The following is a 20,420-nucleotide window of genomic DNA, read 5'->3' as shown; positions in this document are numbered from 1 at the left end:
GGAGATCACGGACATGTTTGGAAATTTCGACATCGACTACTTCATCTTCGGGATCATGCCCTATGTCGCGCTGACCGTGCTGATCGTCGGCTCGATCGCGCGCTATGAACGCGATCCCTTCACCTGGAAGTCTTCGTCAAGCCAGCTCCTGCGACACAAGCAGCTGTTCTGGGGCTCGGTGCTGTTTCACGTCGGCATCATCGTCGTCTTCTTCGGTCATCTCGTCGGGCTGTTCACGCCGATCTGGGTGCTGGACGCGCTGGGCGTTCCCTATGCGCTCAAGCAATGGCTGGCGGTGCTGATCGGCGGGATCGCCGGGGTGTTCGCGCTGATCGGCGCATCGATGCTGATCCACCGCCGGGTCACCGATCCGCGTATCTGGCAAACCACCAGTTTGGCCGACATCGGCATTCTGGCCCTGATCTGGCTTCAGCTCTTCATCGGTCTGGGAACGATCTTCCTGACGCTCCAGCACATGGACGGCGCGGAGATGGTGCGCTTCATGACCTGGTCCCAGAGCGTCGTGATGCTCAACCTGAACGCCTGGGCGATGGTCGTCGACGTACACTGGCTCTACAAGACCCACATCTTCCTGGGTCTCCTGATCACCATCCTGTTTCCGTTCACGCGACTGGTTCACATCTTCTCCGGCTTCGCGGCGCCGGTTCGCTATCTGCTGGCCCGGCCGGGCTACCAGATCGTCCGCTCCCGCCGGCAGACACCATTGCCGACGCGGTCGTCCGGGCAGGCCCCCCGTTCCACACCCACGACGCCAGCGGAGTGAGACCAATGAGTGCCAATCCAAGAACGGTGTTTTCCGTCAACGGACAGACGGTTGCCGGCCAGGACACGACGCCCGCGGCCATCGAGACCACGGTCAGCGTCAATGGGCATGTGATCGACAGCCGGACCATCGCTGCGGAGGCTCAAAACCACGAGGCGCCCAGGGGCAAGCCCGGCCTGGCGTGGAAGGCTGCGGCCAATGCCGTTGTCCTGCGCACGCTTCTGCTGGAGGACGCGCGGGGCCGTGGCCTTGAACCCGACCCCGTGGAAGTCGGCCCCAACCGGTACGAGACCGAAGAGGAAGCGCTCATCCGGGCGCTTCTGGAAATCGCCGTCGAAATCGATCCGCCGACGGAAGCGGAAATCAACGCTGAATGGGCGCGCGACCCCGACCGGTTTCGCGCGCCGCCGCTCTGGGAGGTCTCGCATCTTCTTGTCGCTTGCGATCCCGCCGACAAGGCGCAGGCCGAAGCGGCCAGGGTAAGAGCGGTCGGCCTGGCGCAACGTGCGCTTGACGATCCGGCCGGGTTTTCGCGCCTGGCGTCGGAACACAGCGACTGCGGATCCAAGTCGTCCGGGGGGGCGCTGGGCCAGCTTGGACCCGGCGATACCGTCCCGGAGTTCGAAGCCGTCCTGCGCCGCCTTGCAGAGGGCGAAATCACGCCCGACCCGGTCCCGACCCGCCATGGATGGCACCTCATCCGGATGGATGCGGCGGCGCCCGGCGCCGTCCTGCCGTTCGAGGCGGTACGCGACAAGATCGCAGCGGCGATGGAAAAGGCCGCCTGGGCCCGTGAAGCGCGATCGTTCGTCAACCGTCTGGTCGCCTCCGCGGAAATCATCGGCGCCGACATGCGATCGGTCTAGTCGGGAAGGGGAAACCCATGCGCAGCGATGCAGACCAGGGACGGCGGGGCGATTGCCTGCGACCAACCGATCCGAGCCTGCTGAGCGATCCGCTGACCTTCTTTCACGAGGATCACCTGCGCGAACGGGAAATCTGCGCCATGCTCGAAAGGATCGCCACCGCGGAAACGCCGAAGACGTGTGCGGTGACCCATGTTCTCGGGTTCTTGAGGGAAGAACTTCCTCTTCATCTGGAAGACGAGGAGCAGGATCTGTTTCCCCTGCTCAGGCGCCGATGCGAACCGTCGGATGAGATCGGGAAGGCCATTGACCGGCTCGCGGGCGACCACCGGCTGAGCGATGCGCAGACGCCGCCCGTCGTGGCCGCGCTCGCGCGGCTGGAGCGCGGAGGGGAAAGCCTGTCCGCGGACGAGCGCGAGCGTTTGGTCATCTATGTCGGTCATGCCAGGAGCCACCTGATTTTCGAAAACGCGATCATTCTTCCGTTTGCCCGCTTGCGCCTGACCGAAAGCGATCTGCAAACCCTGACCCTGCGGATGAGGCAGCGCCGCGGACTTGGCCGATAGACGGAGACGAAACATGCTGGCTGATCTGCTGGAGCGAAACATCGCGTGGTCACAGGCCCGCAGCTCCGAGGACCCGGGATACTTCCTGCGGCTTGCCTCGCAGCAAACGCCTGAATTCTTCTGGATCGGCTGCTCCGACAGCCGGGTGCCGGCAAATGTCGTTGCCGGTCTCGATCCGGGCGAGGTTTTCGTTCATCGCAACGTGGCGAATGTGGTTCATTCCTCGGACATGAACCTCCTGTCGGCGCTCGAGTTCGCGGTCGATGCGCTGAAGGTGCGTGAGATTATCGTCTGCGGTCACTACGGATGCGGCGGCGTGAAAGCCGCGACGGAAGACATGCCGCACGGATTGGCCGACCACTGGCTGGAGCCGATACGACGGCTTGCACGGGCCTATGCGCTGGATCTGGCCAAATGCGCGGACACGGACGAACGGCGCGACAAGCTGGCGGAACTGAATGTGATCGAGGGCGTTCGCCGCGTCGCGGAAACGCCCATCGTTCAAAAGGCCTGGACCCGTCGGGCGGAGTTGCGCGTGCACGGCCTGATCTACGGGCTCAAGAACGGGCGACTGCGCAATCTCGATTGCTCGGTCGGCCCCGGGCACTTCCTGAAGGAGGCGGTGAGATGACGGTCCTGCTGAAGAGTATTCCGGCCGGTTGCGGATGCGATGCGCCGGAACATGCCAAGACACTTGTCAGCATCGATGAAGCGCTGCGCCGGATCTGTGAGACGGCGTCTCCCGTGAAGGAGACGGAGCGCCTTGCGCTTGGCGGTGCCATTGGACGCATTCTGGCCGAGCCTGTGTACAGCCGTGGCGCCATGCCGCCGTTCGACAATGCGGCGATGGATGGCTATGCGATCGATGCCGGCGCCTTGAGCGGCGACGGGCCCTGGGTGTTGTCCGTTTGCTCGAGACTGGCGGCCGGGCAACCGGTCGAGACGCCCCTTGCAAACGGGGGCGCGGCCCGGATCTTCACCGGCGCTCCGGTTCCCGAAGGCGCGGACACGGTCGTGATGCAGGAACACGTTCGCCGGCTCGCGGACACGATCCATCTCGAGCGCAGGCCGGAGGCGGGCGCAAACATCCGCCGCGCCGGTAGCGAGATGACCGCAGGCGAGACCGTGCTCGATGCCGGGCGCACTCTCGGCCCCCGCGAGATCGCCGCCTGCGCGGCTGCCGGCGCCTCCGAAGTCCGGGTGCGCCGGCGCGTGCGCGTCGCGCTGCTCGTGACGGGGGATGAAGTGCGCCAGGCGGGGGCGGCTCGCGCGGCCGCGCAGATTTGGGATACCAACACGCCGATGCTGTGCGGCGAACTCGCCGGGGCAGCCGTCGCCCTCATTGTCGTGGAGAAGGCTATCGACAGTCGCGCAGGCCTCCGGGACAGGTTGGCGGAGAGTGCCCGCGGCGCGGATCTCGTGATTACCACCGGCGGACTTTCGGTCGGTGAGGAAGACCACGTCAGATCGGCGCTTGGCGATCTTGATGCGGATATCCGTTTTGCCGGCGTCGCGATCAAGCCGGGAAAGCCGGTCGCCTTCGCTCGTCTGGGGTCGGCGGTCTGGCTTGGCCTGCCGGGAAATCCGCTCGCTGCCTTTGTCACCTGGCACCTGTTCGGCACCGCCGTGCTGCGTCGGCTGCACGGTCAATCGATCTCCTCCTTGCCAAGGCGCAATGTCGTCACCGCCCACGGCATCCGCCGCAAGACCGGGCGGTGCGAGGTGCGCCCGGTCACCATCGTCGGTTTCGACGCTTTGGGCCGCGAGGTCGTGACCTTTCAAAACGCGACACATTCCGAGCGGGTCGGCCGGTTACCGGACGCCCACGGCCTGATGTTCCTGCCGGCCGAGACGGACAGTCTGCCGGAGGGTGCACTGGTCGAATTCCAGCAGTTTCCCGGACACTGAGGAGAAACCATCATGAAGATCGCCTATACGATGGCGCCCGGACGCGGCGATACCGATCTGCTGCTTTTCGATCTTTCGCGTCGCCTTCTGGAAAAGGGCATTCGCGCAACGGGGGTGGTGCAGATCAACGCGGAGCGCGACGATGCCGGGCCGTGCGACATGGATGTGCAGGTCCTGCCCGAAGGACCGGTCATCCGGATTTCGCAAAGCCTGGGCCGGGAGGCCAGGGGATGCCGGCTGGATCCCGCCGCCCTGGAACGCGCTGTGGGGCTTGTCGAAGCGCGGCTCGCCTCCGGTGCTGATTGTCTGATCGTCAACAAGTTCGGCAAGCACGAAGCGGAGGGACGCGGGTTTCGAACCGCCATTGCCGAGGCCCTGTCGGCGGACATGCCGGTTCTGGTCGGGCTCAACGCCCTCAATGCGGAGGCGTTCCACCAGTTCTCCGGGGGGCCGGCCACGGAGTTGCCGGCAAATGTGGAAGATCTCGTCCACTGGATGTTTTCGGTGACCGCGGCGACGTCGACGGCGGCGTGAATGTGAGGCCCGAAGAGGGGGGCGACATGCCTCAAGACATCCCCGACGACGGCCGCACCCTGTCTATGCGACGACACTTTTAGTTCATGTGATCTTGAAATTCTGGTCATATGAGCTTATTTTGTCGTCTATCAAGCAGGGATGTGTCCGATGGAAAATCTCGTGATGGAGCGGGCCGCTCCCGAGCGGCAGGCGGTGGCGCTCAAGGCTTTCGCGCGGATTGCCGACGCCTGGTCGTTGACCTTGCGCGAGGCCGCTGCATTGGCCGACATGTCCGACTCGACCTGGAAGCGTGCGAAGAAACCCGGCTATGCGGGGGATCTGACGCGGGACCAGATGCTGCGGCTGAGCGCGCTGGTTGGTCTGTACAAGTCGCTGGAGCTGTATTTCAGCGCGTCCCTCGCGCGCGACTGGGTCAAGCTCGCCAACACGGGACCCGAATTCGACGGTGGTCGCCCGGTGGATGCGATGATCGCCGGCGGATTGCCCAAGATCCTGCGCGTGCGAAACTATGTCGACGCGTTGCGGGGTGGCGCGTGAGGGTCGTTTCGGTCAAGGACCGGGCGCTGGTTCGCCTGATTTCCCAGACGCATCACAAGCCACCGGTATTGCGCGGGCTCGTCGACACCGACGCGGAAGCGGCGATTCTCGCGGAGCTGGAAGGCGAGACAAGTGCACGGCTGATCGCAGAACGGGAGGGAAGTCCCGGCATCGACCGTCGGGAACTGGCCTTCGCCAGGCGCGCGCAGGATCTCAAACTTTACGGCCAGAGCCACATCAATGCGGCCTTCACCTACACGCGGCCGACCGGAAATCGCTTCAACGGCGGCGACCGGGGCGCCTGGTATTGTTCGTGGGACGTCTTGACCAGCGTTCAGGAGGTCGGCTTTCACCGCACGCGGGAACTGGGCTTCATCGGACGCTACGAGGACGAGGCCTTTTATGTCGAACTGCTTGCCGATTTCATCGGTGACTTCCCCGATCTGCACGCAACGGCGCATCCCGCGCTCGCCCGCGATCCGGATGTCGGCTATCCGGCGGGCCAGGCTCTTGCCGACGAGCTGCGCCGGGCCGGACACCGGGGCCTCGTCTATCCGTCCGTGCGGCATGCGGGCGGGCGCTGTTTCGTCGCCTTCGATCCCGGCATCATTCAAAATGTCCGCCCGGGGGCGAGCTGGAAACTCGTCTGGAGCGGGGCGCCCGACTTTGCGGTCGAAGGCATGTGACGGCGGTTGCGTGCCGCGCAGGGGAACTTGTCCTGCGTCCTGGCAATGCCGCTGGCGTGCCGGGTGGCTGCGATGGTATTGCGATACCGACCTGGAAGTCCTGTGCCCGCAGGCTTGCCGATCGTGACGAACAGTCCTGCGCGTCCTTGCGCAGCGATGCAGTGTGTTTCCCGAAGCGGATTTGGCAGGCCGTCCGGATGCCGAGTGACGCGCCCGTTTTTCGAAGGCCGCATGTATGACCACGCCCCAATTGCTGATCTTCTGCATTCTGGCTGCGACAATGGGGCTGTTTCTCTGGGGGCGGTTTCGTCATGACGTGGTTGCGCTGGCGGCGCTGATGGCCAGCGTGGTCGCGGGCCTTGTGCCGGCGGAGGAGGCCTTTGCCGGTTTCGGTCACCCGGCGGTGATCACCGTTGCCTGTGTGCTGGTGCTCAGCCAGGGCCTGAAGAACACGGGTGGGGTGGACTGGCTCGCGCGCAGCATCCTGCCGCGCAACGCGGGCCGGCTGACCAGCATGATCGCACTCATGGGGCTCGGTGCGGCGCTGTCCGGTTTCATGAACAATGTCGGAGCCATGGCGCTCCTGATGCCGATCGCGGTGCAACTCTCCGGCCGTCTGGACCTGGCGCCCGGACAGATGCTCATGCCGCTGGCCTTTGGCACCATCCTGGGCGGCATGACGACGCTTATCGGAACCCCGCCGAACCTGATCGTTTCCGGCTTTCGGGCCGAGGTTGGACCGGGCCATTTCGCCATTTTCGATTTCGCCCCCGTTGGGCTTGCCGTTGCGGTTGCCGGCGTGATTTTCGTCGCCTTCGTCGGTTGGCGCCTGGTGCCGGTGCGAAAGTCGGCGGCCGGCCAGGGGTTCGAAACCGGCGCCTATTTTACGGAGCTGCATGTCCCGGAAAACAGCAAGGCCGTCGGCCTGACCCTGCGCGGCTTCGAGCGGAAAATCGAGGACAGCGACGCCCAGATCATCGGCCTTGTCCGCAACGAGGTGCGCCTGACCGCGCCGCATGGCGGACGGTACATCCGTGCAAATGACATTCTCGTGCTCGAGGCCGATGTGGACGCACTGGCCGAGGCCGTGTCCGTTTTCGACATGAAACTCGATCGGGAAACAGAGGAGGCGCCGGACGACGCTCCCGACACCGAGGAGGCGACCGAAAGCTCAACAGCCGTCACCGCCAAAGACGACAAGGCGGCGGATGAGGAGGAGGACAGGGACCGGGACCGCAACGATGAGATCGTCTTGCGCGAACTCGCCGTTCTGCCCGGCTCGACAATCGTCGGGCAGTCCGCGCGAGACCTCTATCTTCGGACCCGCTACGGCATCAACCTGCTGGCGGTCTCGCGAGAGGGGCATCCGCCACGCGCGAGGCTGCGCACGGTGAAGCTTCAGTCCGGCGATCTGCTGCTGGTGCAGGGGGCTGCGGATGCCGTGACCGGTTTTGTCAATGAAACGGGCTGCGTGCCGCTCGGTGCGCGCGAGTTGCGCATACCCGACAAGCGTCAGGCCATCATTGCGGGCGCCATCATGGTGGGCGCGATCGGCATGGTCACCCTTGGCGTGCTTCCCGCGGCGGTTGCCTTCGCGCTTGGCGTGCTTGCCTCAATGGTGCTGCGCACGGTCCCGCTGCACCAGGTCTATACCGCGATTGACTGGCCGGTGATTGTCCTGCTGGCCGCCTTGCTTCCGGTCGCCGGCGCGATGCAAGACACCGGTGCCGCGGATTCCCTGGCGCGCTTCCTGGTTGACACGATTGCCCAGGGCAATCCGGTTGCCGCGCTGACCGTGGTGTTGATCACGACCATGTTCCTGTCGGATGTCATGAACAATGCAGCCACGGCCGCCGTGCTTTGCCCTATCGCGCTTGGCATCGCCGCCACATTGGGCGTCAGTCCCGACAGTTTCCTTATGGCGGTCGCGATCGGTGCGTCCTGTGCCTTCCTGACGCCGATCGGTCATCAGAACAACACGCTGATTCTCGGGCCGGGCGGTTTTCGTTTTGGCGATTACTGGAAGATGGGCCTGCCGCTCGAGGCGCTTGTCGTCGTGGTCAGCGTGCCCTTGCTGCTGGTCTTCTGGCCCTTGTGAGGGGGCGCCGACCTGCTCGGTGAACCGAGCGCCTTACCAGGAAACCGCAATCAGAACGACGATCAGAAGAACAATCGCCAAAGCGGCGGCCAATGCCGTGCGCGGGGCGAGGCGGGCACCCTGCAGTTCTTCCGGTCCGCGTTTCCGGTCGGCCTCCGGCGCACGGGGGTTCTCCCCGTCGATGGCCACCGCTGCCTCTTGTGGGGTCGGCGGATGGCCGGCAGCCTCCGCATCGGTGCCCAGCGGCACCGCGGCCGGATCGGCGCCACCGGTTTGTCTGCCGGCGGCGGCGTGGTCGCGTTGCTCATGCTGCCGGGTGACCTGTGCGGCGGCCGAACGGTGAAGCCCGGGCGCCGCCTCCGGTTCCGGCTGATCCGCTTCCGTCCCGTTCCTTGCGTCCTTTGCCATGGTGTGTGCCTTCCCGCGCGTTGGTTCTCCCTCCCGAAACAGGTCCCGCCTTCGAATGTTCCAGGAGGCGGCCGACAGTCGACGGAATCTGGCTGTTTGCGTGGGGGCAACAATTGTTGCGGACACCGGACAAATTCCCATTCACCATCGAAAGCAATCCACATCCAGAACTAAAGAGGTGACTTGAATGGATTTCCAGAACACCGAAACGGCGCCTGTTCATGTCGCCGAGATACGGCACAGAATGACCAACGGATTCCAGCTCCTTCAGTCCTATGCGATGCTGCAATTGTCCGAATGCGAGAACGAAGAAGCGCGCCGGCGCGTGGAAAATGTGCTGGAGCAGATTCTCGCTGTTGCAAGCCAGCAATCGGCGTTGGCGGAAGCCGATTCCGGCGATCTGGGCGCATTCCTCGACTTGATCGAGGAGAACTGGACGGTGCTTGGAGCCGCAAACAATGTCGACCTGATCGTCCGCCGCGGTCTGCTCGACCCCATGCTGCCTCATGTTTCGAGGAATGCGGCACGCATTCTGCTGGAGGCGGTTGCCAACAGCCTTGAACATGCTTTCCCCGGCCGGAGCGGCGGGCGGATTGAAGTGAGTGTCGACCTTGTGGACGAGCAGCATTGTCGGCTCACGGTTGCGGATGACGGTGTCGGCCTTCAGCAAGACGCATTAAACGGCGCGGGCGGGCAGGGAACAGGCATCGTGCGTGCCCTTGCCGGCGAGATTGCCGGTACGGTTGCATGGGAGAGGAAAAGTCCGGAAGGGACTGTTCTCACGGTTGAATTTCCTGTTAATCTGCCGGAGTCGGTTGTGACGATCAAAGATGCAAATGCCTGACGGGTGTGCGGATGCCGAATGTCCTCGCGCGAAAGCTGCAAAATTCCGGTCCACTGGATCCCGATGACCTGGAACGACTGGACCAGGTGGTCGCCACGCCTTACGACTGCAACGCGCGCGATGACCTGATAAGGCAGGGAGAAGATCCCGAAAACGTTCACCTCGTGGTGAGTGGCATGGTCTGCCGCTACAAGATTCTGCCCGAGGGCCGGCGCGCGATTGTCGCGCTTATGCTTCCCGGCGATATCTGTGACCTCCATGTCGCGATTCTGGGGCGAATGGATCACAGCCTGGGCGCGCTTACGAACTGTCGCATTGTGAGGATCCCGCGACGCACGATCGAGGATCTTCTCGACAATCACCCGCGAATCCGACGTGCGCTTTTCTGGTCAACGTTGGTGGATGAAGCCATTCTGCGCGAATGGTTGGTGAACATGGGACGGCGACGCGCGGACCAGCAGATGGCGCATCTTTTTTGCGAGCTGCACACCCGGCTCGAAGCCGTTGACGAGATGTATGATGCGCTGATGCCGCTGACCCAGGAGGAGCTCGGCGATATTCTTGGAATTTCATCCGTTCATGCGCAGCGCGTTCTTTCCAAGCTGCGCAACAAGGGACTGGTGACCGTTCAGGACAGTCGCGTCGCTTTGCCGGATATCGATGCCTTGCGGGAGTTCGCTCAATTCGAGAGCGATTATCTGCACCTGGAAGATCGTTGGGGGCATCACATGTCTCGTGACTCAATTCCTATCCAGGAGGACGCGACCCGATGACGCTCTTTTACTTTGACGTCAACAATGGCGTCGACACCCCGGACGATACGGGAACGCACCTCGCCGATCGCGCGACCGCGCGCGCCGAGGCGCTCGCCGTTCTGGCGCCGATTGTCGCCGAGTTGATGCCGGATGACGTGCGATGCTCGGTATCCGTGACCGTGCGCGACGAGGAAAAGCGCCCGATTTTCCATGCAAGCCTCGCCCTCGTCGAGGACTGGATCGGTTAGTCACCTGCCGACGCCCGGAGCGTAACGGCGGTGCGGGCGACCGTTTGACGAAGCCCTGCGTCTCAGACCGTTGACGGATGGTCTCGGTCGGGTGTTCACACGTCCTCTCCCTGCGCCACTTCGAGCTTGACCTGTCCCCATGCCAGCAAGGTGAAGACGACGGTGCCGCCGACAATGTTTCCGGCAAGCACCGGGAGAAGGAAATCCCAAAAGCCGTCGATTGCACCGACGTCGCCGTTCAGGACCAACAGGCTCAGTTCGACCGAGCCCGCCACGATATGCGCCAGGCCTGCAGCCGCCATCAGCCAGGTAAGCGAAAAGATCACAAAGAAGGAGTTCCCTCCTGCGGACGGCATGATCCAGACGATTGCGGCAACGAGCACCCCTGCCGGGATCGAGCGCTTGAAGTTCGTCCAGGCATCTCCTTCCACCGCATGCTGCGCCACTTCGATGAGGCTGGCGGTAAGTCCGTCGGCCATGACGCCCGGGAGCGAGAGGAACCCGGCCGCCGCGGCCGTCCCCAGAAGGTTCGCTGTCAGCACAATGATCCACAGCCGGGACGTTCGCTTCAGGCACCACATGGATCTGCGTGAAATGACGGGCAGGACGGTGGTAATCGTGTTTTCGGTGAAAAGCTGCATTCGCCCCAGGATGACGATCAGGAACCCGATGGAATAGCCGGCGCTCTCGATGATCGGCGCCCAGGTGACATCGGGCAGATGAAGGTGGAGAACGGCCTGCGCAACCACCGACAGGCTCATCAGGATCCCGGCGGCAAGCCCGGACCAAACGAGCGACAGCGCCGGTCGCGACAGTTCTTCATCCCCGTCGCGACGGATGACCTCGTAAATCAGCCGGGCCGACAGGCGCGTCGCTTGCGAGACCGACACTTCTTCGGCTTCTTCGTGGATCGTCTCGGGTTCGTGGCTGTTTTCTTCGATCCCGGCGGGGCGCTCGTCGCTGTCGTGCATCCCGGTTAAACCGTTTCAAGGCGGGTGAAGTTCCAGGCTCTGAAGATTTTTTTTCCAAAAAAGACGGCGAGGCGCCGAATATCACACGTCCACGGGCTTTTCCGACCAGTAGCCGGGAAGGCCCCCGCAATAACTGGGTACATTCAGGCTGTCCTCCACGGCCGCATACATCAGTGCATCCGTGTAGGCGAGCCGGACGGGCGCGGTGTCTTCGGAGCCATCCGTTCCGGTGTAGAGCATCTTGAGGATCTGCTTGCACGTGGCCGCGCTCGCCTGCCCGGCGATGAGATCCGATTGGGCCTTGTCGCCGACTGCCGTCGCCACTTGCTGGAGGGGCGCGCGCGGTATTGCCGTGAAGCCGGACAGGTCACGGCACACGGCGGCGAAATCCGGGAAGGCTTGCGCCCTTGCAACGTCGGCCCACCCCAGCTGCACCAGCGCTGAGGCAGACGCGCCGAGCAGAAAGACGCGACGGGAAAATTCGGGTTTATCGGAGCGCATTGTCGTCCTCCTGCCGGGAGGCATAGGCGCGCATCCGTCCCATGGTTGCGTTTCCCTCTTTCTCATGTGTGAACAGAGGTGGTTCGACTTTGTTCCCGCCCGTTGGTCGCAGGCCACGGCCTGCCATCGCGCGCCCGTTCAGCCCGGGTCTGCGGCGTGGGAGGCGCGTGTGGCGCCGTCATTTTCCGTTCGGCCGACATCGAGAATGCGGTCGCGTGGCAACCAGTCGGGGTGATCGTCGCGGATAAACGCCAGGAGCTTTTCGCGCAGGCGGCTCTGGGCCGCCCAGCCGGTGGAGGGGTCCGGCATCATCGCATAGAAGCTGAGCTTCAGTCCGTCCGTGGTCTGGTCGGTGACATAGGTGTAGGCGTTGTCCGGTTCGGTGACATCGGTATCCTCCTGGAGCAGTTCGCCGAACTTGCTTCGGAGAACATCCACGTCGGCGCGCGGGTCGAGCCAGAGATCGATGACCCATATCATTCGTGCTTCGGAGACCGACCAGTTCTCGAAAGGCCGGGCGATGAAATAGGTCACCGGAACGACAATGCGCCTGTGGTCCCAGGTCCGAAGTCGCAAAAACGTATAGAAGATCGCCTCCACATAGGCCCACTTGCCCTCGTAGAGGATTGCGTCGCCGATCCGCACCGGTTTGGCGAGTGCGATCTGGAGAGAGGCCAGGATGTTGCCCAGCACGGCTTGGCCGGCGATACCGAAAACAACCGTCAGCACGCCGGCGGATGCAAGGAGCGTCATCCCGATGTTGTCGAACAGATTGAGCCGGTCGAGAACGAGAAGCGCGGCAATGGTCACCATGACGAGCAGGATCAGCCGCCGCAGCGCATAGATCGAGGTATAGAACTCCCGCTCGTCCCGGCCGCGCCTGTCATCGATCTCGCCGACGTATCGAAGGGTCACACGGTGCAACAAGGCATCGATCAGGCGCAGAAGGGTCATGCCGACACCCCAGACCATCAGGATGATCAACGTCGGATGCAGCAGGGCCTGCGTCGGCCCGGAAAAGGAAAACACCAGACTGAGCAACACCTGCCCCGCACCGGCCATGACCAGGATGGAAAGCGGCTGGGCACTCTTGTCCAGACCGGATTTCAGCCAGCCGCGCTTGGCTCGCATCGCAAGTCGCGACACAAGGCTTCTTATTCCCCAGCCGAGAAGCAGTATTCCGATCGCCAGGAGCGGCAGCGCGATCCACTCCCAAAGCCACAAACCGGCGAACTCCTTTTTGAGAACTGCCGGTACGTAGGCTTCATACGGTCGCGGTCCGAACGCCTTGTACAGGGGAGCGATGTTCTCGACAGTCTGCGGCGTGAACAGCCACGCCGCGGGTTCCCCCGGCGCCTTGAAACGCGCGATCCGCAGGTCGAAGGCCAATCCGTCGGTCTGCAGCGTCGCCAGATGGATGTCGCGGCGCGGGTCGCCTGCGCGCGACCCGGCCTTTCCCGTTTGCTCGATCCTTGCGTCGGGCCGGGCGGACAGGCTCGACCAGTCGATCCAGACCTGGCGGGCGATGATTTCCGAAAGTTTTCGTGCGGCCTCCGGCCCCAGTCGCGACTGGCGATCCGGGTCGAGACGCGAGAGGTTCAGGCAATGGGCTGCGGTGGCGAAGTCGCCCCGGTCCGTTGCCGCCAGAAAGCTCCGCAAGGTCTGGCGCGGCGTTGACCGCCTTACACGCTCTTCGCTGCGATCGGAAAGCCCCGAATTCAGCCTGTCCGCCTCATACCAGAATGTGTTGCCGTCTTGCGCAAAGCCCGGAAGGGTCGAGATCAGGATGAGCGCGAGTGTTATTCGCAAACGGCGCAGGACGCCGGCGGGAAGCGCGTTCGAAATTCGGTCCGGAATGTGCATTGCAGGTCTCGTCAGGTCGCGATCGTGGCGATCGATCCGCCATCCACGCGGTAATTCGCCCCGACCACGAAGCTGGCGTGCTCGGAGCAGAGAAACCCGATCGTCGCGGCCACTTCCTCGGGTCTGCCACGGCGTTTGAGCGCAAGATAAGGGCGGTCCTGCTCCAGGAATTCCTTCACTGCCTCCTTGCGGTCCACGCCTTTCGCGGCCGCCTTCTGGTCCATCATCTCGTCGGTCATCGGTGTTTCGATGAACGCTGGCGAAACGCAATTGACGAGGACGCCTCTCTCGGCGGCAATGCCGCTGATGCCTTTGGCAAAATTGAGCAACCCGGCCTTGGCGACATTGTAGACCGCCTCGTTGGCATAGGGCTGGGACGCGTTTTCGGAACACAGGATGACGACGCGTCCCCATCCGCGTTTTTCCATTGTCGGCACGAACACGCGAAGGGTCCGGATCACCGACATGAAATCGTTTTGCCAGGCGTCCTGCCAGTCGGCGTCGCTCATTTCCAGCGGATGCCCCTTCGCGCCGGTAACGCCGGCAGCGCAAACCACGATGTCGGGAAGCGCAAAGCGTTCCTCCGTCGACACCGCCAGGCCCTTCACCTGGTTCGGCTCCCTGAGGTCCGCCTGAAGCGCATGGGCGCGGTCGCCCAGTTCGCTGGCGGCACGGGCGACGTCATCGCCCTTGATGTCCACGAGGATGACCTGGGCGCCTTCCTCCAGCAGGAGCTTCGCCGTGGCCTTTCCGATGCCGGAAGCGCCGCCGGTGATCAGGGCTGTCTTTCCGTCTAGTCCGTAATCCATGTCCGCGATCCTTTCGATTTGGGGTTTTGCGGGGGAACGGGCTCAGTTCAGGCGCAGGCCAAGCCGATCCAGAAGCGTGTTGACGCGCGCGGCGTCGGCCGGGGGAACGAGGCCTGCTCGTTCCGTGCCGTGGAGCGCCGCGAGATAGGGGAGGATGCCCGTCCCGGCATCCAGTTTTGCAAGATCATGCCGCTCCGCGGCGCTGTCGGCCGAGCGCGGCGTCAGCGCCATTTGGCCGTCGTGCAGGGATATCGCGGCCGTCTCGCCCACGATGTCCAGTTCCAGCCGCATTCGCGCATCCGTCCAGCCGGCCTCGACCACACCCGTCGCGCCGTTGCAAAACCGCAGGACGGCGGAGCCGTGATCGTCCACCGGCCAGCCCAATGCGTTGGCGGTCACCGCATGGCCGTCGACGGCAGCGCCGAGCATCCATTGCAGCGCGTCGATCGCGTGGACGGCTTCGTCGACGAACCCGCCGTAGCAGGCGAGCGTCGGGTCGGTCATCCAGCAGTCGAGGTCCAGCCAGTCGGCGTATCCGCCGTCGTGGGCAAAGCGCATTCTGGCTGCTGTGATCCGGCCCAGTCGCCCGTCGCGGATCCAGCCGCGCGCCTTGCGAAGCGCGGGGATCGTGCGAAAGAAATACCCGGTGTGAAGCAGCACGCCGCTCTCTTCCGCTTGCTGCGCGAGGCGCAGTGCCGCGCCTCCGCTGCCGGCCAGGGGTTTTTCGGAAAAGACCGGAAGCCCGGCCGCCAGCGCGGCAGAAATGTCCGCCTCGTGATGGGAGGTTTCGCTGCAGACCACGGCCCCCGCCGCGCCCGTCTGTGCCACGTCCTGGAGCGCGGCAAGGGGGCGCGCGCCGAGGTCGGCGCACAGCCGGTCGCGTCGCTCCGCGTCGCGGTCGTGAACATGCGCGATCCGCGATCCGCTTTCGGCGATGCGCTCCAGGTGGTCGGGCAGATGCACATGCGCTCCGCCAAGCAGGACGAGGGGTGTGTGTGTCATGGGGGTGTCCACTGCAAGTCTCCTGCGTGTACGTCGGCTGCTTCCCCTTCTGCGGGCGCGACGGCACGCCCGGACGCGGGCAAGGTGAGCTCGCCCCGAAGCCTCGGCAGGGCTTCGGGGTGTGTTTCCTGCAGCCAGACGATGAGTTTTTCGCGAACTTCGCAGCGCAGGTCCCAGGCCTGGGGCGAGGTCCGTGCGCTCATCAGGCCGCGCAGCGCGATGGTATCCTTGTCGGTGTCGGTCACCTGGAGGTTGATCACCTTGCCGTCCCAGTAGGGAGACTCCTTGACGATCTCCTCCAGCTTGTCGCGCACCTTGGCCACCGGAACGGTGTAATCGAGGTACCAGTGAACCGCCCCGATGATCGATGCGGTTTCGCGCGTCCAGTTCTGAAAGGGTTTCTCGATGAAATAGCTGAGGGGCACGACCATGCGTCGCCAGTCCCAGATCCGCACCACGACATAGGTGGCGAAAATCTCTTCAACCCATCCCCATTCGCCGTCGACGATGACGACATCCTCAAGCCGGATCGGCTGCGTGATGGCGATCTGTATCCCGGCGATCAGGTTCGCCAACACCGGCCGTGCCGCCAGACCGAGGATAAGCCCGGCAGCGCCGGCGGAAGCGAAAAGGCTGAGGCCGTATTCCTGAACCGTTTCGAAGGTGAGCAGCACCGCGGAGGTCGTGAGAATGATCAGGAGGATCGTTGCGGTACGGCGCAGGACGCGGATCTGCGTCACGAACTTTCGCGCCGCCAAATTGTCGTCCGTGTCCAGCCGGTGCTTGCGGATCGCACGGTCGGTGAAGTGGCTTGTCAGCAAAATGGCCGTCCATCCGACAAGCACGATCAAAAGGATGACGAAGAGGTGGCCAAGCCAGTCCTGCCAGCGGTACGGCAGGTCGAGGCGCGGCACTGCAATCGCAAGGGCTGCCAGGACAAAGGCGATCCGCGTCGGCCTGCGGGCCCGGCGGAGCATGGAGCCGGTCAGGCCCGTGTTGGTGTCGGCGAAGCGGCGGGTCGCATAGAAAAGTGCTCCGTGCAACAGAACGGCGATGGCAAGAGCCGCCGCAAGCACTGCGGCCGGCCCGATCCAGTCGGGCCGGCCGGCGATCGCTCTCGCCAGGGTTTCAAGAATGTCGTTCAACCGGTCCATTGTCTCAAGCGAACCAGATGACGAAACCGGCCGTCGCGACGATGAGCAACCCCGCCCACAGCGTGCGGTTCGTCCACAGCGGCGTTTCCCATTGCGTGAAGACCTTCCGGGTCTCCGCGCCGGACCAGACGAGGTTTTGCGTGTCCTCCGACACGTCCTGTCGTGTCACCGCAGACAGGCCCAAATGGACGACGATGCCGATGCACATCATGATTGACGACATGACGGTGTAGTGGATCGCGGGCAGGCCCCAGTCCGCCCACAGGCCGGTTACCTCCTTCAGGATGAACAGCGGGATGCCGATCACAAGGCCGATGATAATCGTCCAGAAGGCACCGTTGCCGTTCAGCCAGGGCACGAACAGGCCAAGGATGAAGACCACGACAATCGTCGGGATGATGTAGGACAGGGACGACTGGAAATAGCTGAACAGGCTCTCGAAGCTCGCAATCATCGGAGCGTAGATCGCGCCGAAGGCCATCACGATCCCGGTCACCACGCGGCCCAGCCAGACCTGACGCTCCTCGCTGATCTTCCAGATCGGTTCGATGAAATCCTTCACGACGAGGGTCGAGGCCGAATTGAGCGCGGAATCGAGCGAGGACATGATCGCCGCGATCAACGCTGCCAGGATGAGACCGCGAATACCGATGGGCATCAGGTCGAAGGCCAGGGTCGGAAAGGCGAGGTCGGGGGTCTCCAGATCCGGGTAGAGCTTGAGCGCGATCAGCCCCGGCAGGATCATGAGAAAGAGGTTGGGCAGTTTCAGGAAACCGGCGAAGAGCGCGCCGACCTGTCCTTCCTTGAGGTCCTTTGCGCCCAGCGTGCGCTGCACCACGAACTGGTTGATCGACCAGTAGTAGAACCCGAGAAGCACCACCCCCCAGAGCCCGGTCCAGGGAAGGAAGTCGTCGTCCGCCGGGAGGATCAGCTTGGTCTTGTCCTCCGGAATGTCGACGAAGAGCTGTTCCCAGCCGCCAATCTCGTCCAGTCCGATCCAGAACAGCACGGCGGCGGCAATGATAAGCAGGACTGCCTGGACGGTATCCGTCACGACAACGGCGGAGAGGCCGCCGAGGATCGTGTAGATACCAGCCACCAGCGCAAGCACCGCCACCGCGGACCAGAGGTTCAACATGCCGGTGACGTTCGAAATCACCAGTCCGCCGGCATAAAGCGCACCGGCCGTGTCGATGAACATGATGGCGAGGATGGTGAACACGGAAAAGGCGCGTCGTGAGCGAACGTCATAGCGTTCCTCGAGAAACATCGGGACGGTCGAGATCCTGGCGCGCAGAAAGGAGGGAAGTATGAAGATGGCAAACAGGATCAGGACGAAAGCCGCGGTCCATTCGTAGTTGAAGATGACCACGCCGTTGTCATAAGCGCCCCCCATGAGGCCGACGAAGCTCGAGCCCGACATGTTCGAGGCGAACAGTGAAAAGCCGATCAGGTACCAGGGAAGGGTACGCCCGGCGAGGAAGTAGTCTTCGGACCCGCCCTTGATCTTGCGGGATATATACACACCATGCGCCACGATACCGATGAAGTAGACAGCCACGATGGTGTAATCAATCCAGCTTAAGTAAAAGTTGGAATTTTCCAAGGTGTTTCCTCCTTCTCGCGTGACATTGCTCACCGGTGACGGCAAAAGCCGTCGTCTCTTTCGAAACTGAAAATTCGTATCGGATCCTGAACAGGAAACGTCCGCCAAGGTTTCAGAAATTATTCGGAAAATTCGAATGGAACCTTTTGGCACTTCGATGCTTCGTGATCGTGTCCGTCGTCAGAACATTTGGCACACGTCCAGCACGGGGAAGTTCGTCACGAAGGATGCTGCCGCCGCATGGGCGATTCCGCGATTGTCTGGCTCAGATGCTATGACACTCGATCATGCACGACGGGCTTATCTCGGCGAGGTTACGGACGATTGGAGCAGCCAGGATGATGCAGTCCGAGAGTTGGCGAGGCGCATGAGCGAGAACGTCACCAACTCAATGTAGCGAGGATAGGCTTCCTTCCCGGTTATGTGCAGCGGGTCGCTACAAATGTCGTGAAAAGGTTCGATGCCGTCGTTTTCGCGGCGCACTGCCTGCATGGCAGGGGTCAGGCAGGACCATGCAGTCAAAAACGAAGGGTTTTGGCTGTGATAGACACATCTGGATTCTACTTGCCGAAAGCTGGATTGACAGATTTAGACCGGCAGTCTAAACCGATGGCGATCGTAGACTGGTGGTCTAAATGAGTTGTGAATCCGAAACCCGAAAACGGTTTTCCGCACTGAGTGATACGGACCGTGCCCATTGGCTCGATGCCGCCGAGGCAGAGTTTTGTGTCCATGGTTTCGAGAAGGCTTCGTTCAACCGCATTCTTGTGGCAGCCAAGGAAAGCAAGGGACGCACGTATCACTATTTTTCTGGCAAAGACGAGATGTTCCGCGCGACTCTTGAGCGACGCGCCGCGCTGGCCGGAGCCATTGACGAAACGGCTGCGTTGAATGCCGGGGACGAGGCTGGATTCTGGACAGAAGTTGCAAGGATTTGCGAGAGCCTCACTGCTGCCTTTCTAGCCGACGCTGCGTTCGCCGATCTGATCCGCATCTTACACCGCGAAGCGGCGGCGCGACGTTCTTTTGCTGTACCACTAAATGCACTCGAACGCAGAACGGGTGCGCTGGTCCGCGCCGGACAGTCTCTGGGTGCGGTGCGCGACGACCTGCCGTTAGGGCTTCTGGTGACGGTCACGCTGGATCTTGCCGTCTCCATCGACCGCTGGTTCGCGGATAACACGGACAAGGTGCCAGAAGCGGAAGCCGCTGTCCTGTCGTCGCGGGCCTTTGGCTTGCTAGCGGCTCCTTTACTGCCCCATTCGGAGTTTCCTGTATGACCCTACATTTTCCTTCACCACGCCCCGGTCTGGCCGGCCTGTGGGACCGGTTCGTCGGACCGGGAATGAGCCGCGGCGAAAATGTTCTGATGATCGCGGCATCGCTCGGCGGTGCGGTGGTTGCGGGATGGCAGGTTGCCGCGACGGGGCATTCATGGTCGCTCATCTTACTGGGCGCCTTTATCGGCGTGGATGTGATCGGCGGGGTCGTCTGCAACATGACCGCGACGACTAAGCGCTGGTATCACCGCGAGGGCCAAGGCTTTCGCGAGCATTTCGGTTTCATCGCGCTGCATCTTGTGCACGTCGCGCTCGTTGCATGGGTGTTTCGGGGCGCGGGGTTCGATGTGATCTACGCACTGACAATCGGGGGCTGGCTGATCGCATCGGCAGTCGGCGTACTTTGTGCCCCGGCGAACCTGCGCTCTCCGCTCGCAGCAACGGGGTTGATCGTCGCTGTGTTCCTGTCGTTCTATGTTCTATCTCCGACCCTCGGCTTGGAATGGTTTGTGACATTGCTCTATGTGAAGCTCTTGATCGGCCACGCCGTCCCGCCAACCTCGCGATATCTTTTCTGAGTAATTTGTTCCCAGGAAAAAGATCGGCTGTTAGCTCCGGCGGCAGTAACGGTCGTTTTTGGCCGCCCGCCCTACCCGACCGAACTGTCCGTCGTCAGAACATTTGGCACAACTTGCGGCGTAAGTTTGCGGAGTGTGGGCCTCGTCTCGGTTTGATGTTTAGGCGGCGAGCTTGCGGTGTTGCAAGCGCCGATGTTCGAGTGTCTTTCGCTTGATCCTTTCTCTTCGCTTGATGATGGCTGCTGCCCTGCCGAAGTAGGCATCGGCGGGTGTGACGTTGTCGAGGCTCTCGTGGTAACGCTGATGGTTGTAGTGTTCGACGAACGCTTCGATTTGCTGTTCGAGATCGCCTGGCAGGAAGTAGTTCTGCAACAGCACACGGTTCTTGAGCGTCTGATGCCAGCGTTCGATCTTGCCTT

General features: G+C 62.9%; 24 protein-coding genes. 15 read left to right on the top strand and 9 right to left on the bottom strand.

All coding sequences use genetic code 11. From position 1 onward, the window contains the following. Positions 1-13: 13 nt before the first annotated feature. The 9 genes from narI to G572_RS0117250 all read left to right on the top strand — a co-directional run bounded on the left by narI (position 14) and on the right by G572_RS0117250 (position 7,982). Positions 14-784: a respiratory nitrate reductase subunit gamma gene (narI, locus tag G572_RS0117290; RefSeq protein WP_029059546.1), complete on the top strand. Its 771-nt coding sequence runs from the start codon at positions 14-16 to the stop codon at positions 782-784. A gap of 5 nt (positions 785-789) precedes the next feature. Next, positions 790-1,650, top strand: a complete 861-nt coding sequence (locus G572_RS0117285) for a peptidylprolyl isomerase (protein ID WP_084650297.1) — start codon at positions 790-792, stop codon at positions 1,648-1,650. Between the two features lie 17 nt (positions 1,651-1,667). After that, a complete protein-coding gene (locus G572_RS0117280; protein ID WP_051242670.1) occupies positions 1,668-2,216 on the top strand; it encodes a hemerythrin domain-containing protein in 549 nt (182 codons plus the stop codon). Positions 2,217-2,229: 13 nt separating this feature from the next. Beyond that, positions 2,230-2,847, top strand: a complete 618-nt coding sequence (locus tag G572_RS24485) for a carbonic anhydrase (protein WP_037547389.1) — start codon at positions 2,230-2,232, stop codon at positions 2,845-2,847. After that, positions 2,844-4,124, top strand: coding sequence for a molybdopterin molybdotransferase MoeA (locus G572_RS24480; protein WP_037547387.1), 1,281 nt, complete (start codon positions 2,844-2,846; stop codon positions 4,122-4,124). The genes G572_RS24485 and G572_RS24480 overlap by 4 nt, the downstream gene beginning before the upstream one ends. A 12-nt stretch (positions 4,125-4,136) precedes the next feature. Next, positions 4,137-4,658 (top strand): DUF2478 domain-containing protein, encoded by a 522-nt coding sequence (locus G572_RS0117265; protein WP_029059543.1) that lies wholly within the window; start codon positions 4,137-4,139, stop codon positions 4,656-4,658. A 150-nt stretch (positions 4,659-4,808) separates the two neighbouring features. Then, positions 4,809-5,198: an antitoxin Xre-like helix-turn-helix domain-containing protein gene (locus G572_RS0117260; RefSeq protein WP_029059542.1), complete on the top strand. Its 390-nt coding sequence runs from the start codon at positions 4,809-4,811 to the stop codon at positions 5,196-5,198. Beyond that, positions 5,195-5,884: an RES family NAD+ phosphorylase gene (locus G572_RS0117255; protein ID WP_029059541.1), complete on the top strand. Its 690-nt coding sequence runs from the start codon at positions 5,195-5,197 to the stop codon at positions 5,882-5,884. Before G572_RS0117260 ends, G572_RS0117255 begins: the two co-directional genes overlap by 4 nt. A gap of 235 nt (positions 5,885-6,119) precedes the next feature. Then, entirely contained in the window at positions 6,120-7,982 is a 1,863-nt protein-coding gene (locus G572_RS0117250) for an SLC13 family permease (RefSeq protein WP_029059540.1), read from the top strand. Between the two features lie 33 nt (positions 7,983-8,015). Here G572_RS0117250 and G572_RS25620 read toward each other — a convergent pair whose 3' ends face one another. Beyond that, positions 8,016-8,390, bottom strand: coding sequence for a hypothetical protein (locus G572_RS25620; protein ID WP_051242668.1), 375 nt, complete (start codon positions 8,388-8,390; stop codon positions 8,016-8,018). A 187-nt stretch (positions 8,391-8,577) separates the two neighbouring features. Here G572_RS25620 and G572_RS0117240 point away from each other — a divergent pair, with 187 nt between their 5' ends. From G572_RS0117240 to G572_RS0117230, 3 genes are read left to right on the top strand one after another with little or no spacing between them, the layout of a single operon-like run. Continuing rightward, positions 8,578-9,234, top strand: a complete 657-nt coding sequence (locus tag G572_RS0117240) for an ATP-binding protein (protein ID WP_029059539.1) — start codon at positions 8,578-8,580, stop codon at positions 9,232-9,234. An 11-nt stretch (positions 9,235-9,245) separates the two neighbouring features. After that, positions 9,246-10,007 carry a Crp/Fnr family transcriptional regulator gene (locus tag G572_RS24470; RefSeq protein WP_051242666.1) on the top strand — a complete coding sequence of 254 codons (762 nt, stop codon included), beginning with the start codon at positions 9,246-9,248 and terminating at the stop codon, positions 10,005-10,007. Beyond that, the gene (locus G572_RS0117230) at positions 10,004-10,237 is read left to right on the top strand and encodes a DUF6894 family protein (RefSeq protein WP_029059538.1); all 234 of its coding nucleotides are present in this window, start codon (positions 10,004-10,006) and stop codon (positions 10,235-10,237) included. Before G572_RS24470 ends, G572_RS0117230 begins: the two co-directional genes overlap by 4 nt. A gap of 95 nt (positions 10,238-10,332) precedes the next feature. On the opposite strand, the gene G572_RS0117225 is transcribed toward G572_RS0117230, so the two are convergent. The 7 genes from G572_RS0117225 to G572_RS24460 form a co-directional block, all read right to left on the bottom strand. Further along, the gene (locus G572_RS0117225; RefSeq protein WP_037547384.1) at positions 10,333-11,208 is read right to left on the bottom strand and encodes a formate/nitrite transporter family protein; all 876 of its coding nucleotides are present in this window, start codon (positions 11,206-11,208) and stop codon (positions 10,333-10,335) included. Between the two features lie 81 nt (positions 11,209-11,289). Next, positions 11,290-11,709, bottom strand: a complete 420-nt coding sequence (locus G572_RS0117220) for a sugar dehydrogenase complex small subunit (RefSeq protein ID WP_029059536.1) — start codon at positions 11,707-11,709, stop codon at positions 11,290-11,292. A 138-nt stretch (positions 11,710-11,847) separates the two neighbouring features. Then, on the bottom strand, positions 11,848-13,572 hold the full coding sequence (locus G572_RS0117215) for a mechanosensitive ion channel family protein (protein WP_051242664.1): 1,725 nt from the start codon (positions 13,570-13,572) through the stop codon (positions 11,848-11,850). Positions 13,573-13,583: 11 nt separating this feature from the next. Then, positions 13,584-14,381 carry an SDR family NAD(P)-dependent oxidoreductase gene (locus tag G572_RS0117210; RefSeq protein ID WP_029059534.1) on the bottom strand — a complete coding sequence of 266 codons (798 nt, stop codon included), beginning with the start codon at positions 14,379-14,381 and terminating at the stop codon, positions 13,584-13,586. A 42-nt stretch (positions 14,382-14,423) separates the two neighbouring features. Further along, the gene (locus tag G572_RS0117205; RefSeq protein ID WP_029059533.1) at positions 14,424-15,383 is read right to left on the bottom strand and encodes a Gfo/Idh/MocA family protein; all 960 of its coding nucleotides are present in this window, start codon (positions 15,381-15,383) and stop codon (positions 14,424-14,426) included. Further along, a complete protein-coding gene (locus G572_RS24465; protein ID WP_051242662.1) occupies positions 15,380-16,537 on the bottom strand; it encodes a mechanosensitive ion channel family protein in 1,158 nt (385 codons plus the stop codon). The genes G572_RS0117205 and G572_RS24465 overlap by 4 nt, the downstream gene beginning before the upstream one ends. A 4-nt stretch (positions 16,538-16,541) precedes the next feature. Then, complete coding sequence (locus G572_RS24460; protein ID WP_037547566.1) at positions 16,542-18,143, bottom strand: sodium:solute symporter; 1,602 nt, start codon at positions 18,141-18,143, stop codon at positions 16,542-16,544. Between the two features lie 136 nt (positions 18,144-18,279). On the opposite strand from G572_RS24460, the gene G572_RS26040 reads away from it, so the two are divergent. The 3 genes from G572_RS26040 to G572_RS24450 all read left to right on the top strand — a co-directional run bounded on the left by G572_RS26040 (position 18,280) and on the right by G572_RS24450 (position 20,001). Further along, the gene (locus G572_RS26040; protein ID WP_029059532.1) at positions 18,280-18,540 is read left to right on the top strand and encodes an aminoglycoside adenylyltransferase domain-containing protein; all 261 of its coding nucleotides are present in this window, start codon (positions 18,280-18,282) and stop codon (positions 18,538-18,540) included. A 238-nt stretch (positions 18,541-18,778) separates the two neighbouring features. After that, a complete protein-coding gene (locus G572_RS0117185) occupies positions 18,779-19,423 on the top strand; it encodes a TetR/AcrR family transcriptional regulator (protein ID WP_029059531.1) in 645 nt (214 codons plus the stop codon). Continuing rightward, complete coding sequence (locus G572_RS24450; RefSeq protein ID WP_037547380.1) at positions 19,420-20,001, top strand: hypothetical protein; 582 nt, start codon at positions 19,420-19,422, stop codon at positions 19,999-20,001. Before G572_RS0117185 ends, G572_RS24450 begins: the two co-directional genes overlap by 4 nt. 159 nt (positions 20,002-20,160) lie before the next feature. Here the strand turns inward: G572_RS24450 and G572_RS0117175 are convergent. Next, on the bottom strand, positions 20,161-20,420 hold a 260-nt coding region (locus G572_RS0117175), incomplete at its 5' end, for an integrase core domain-containing protein (RefSeq protein ID WP_029058677.1).

The organism is Stappia stellulata DSM 5886, from assembly GCF_000423705.1.
Lineage (GTDB): Bacteria > Pseudomonadota > Alphaproteobacteria > Rhizobiales > Stappiaceae > Stappia > Stappia stellulata.
The sequence above is the reverse complement of the archived record's forward strand: the minus strand, read 5'-3'. Positions and strand labels throughout refer to the sequence as shown.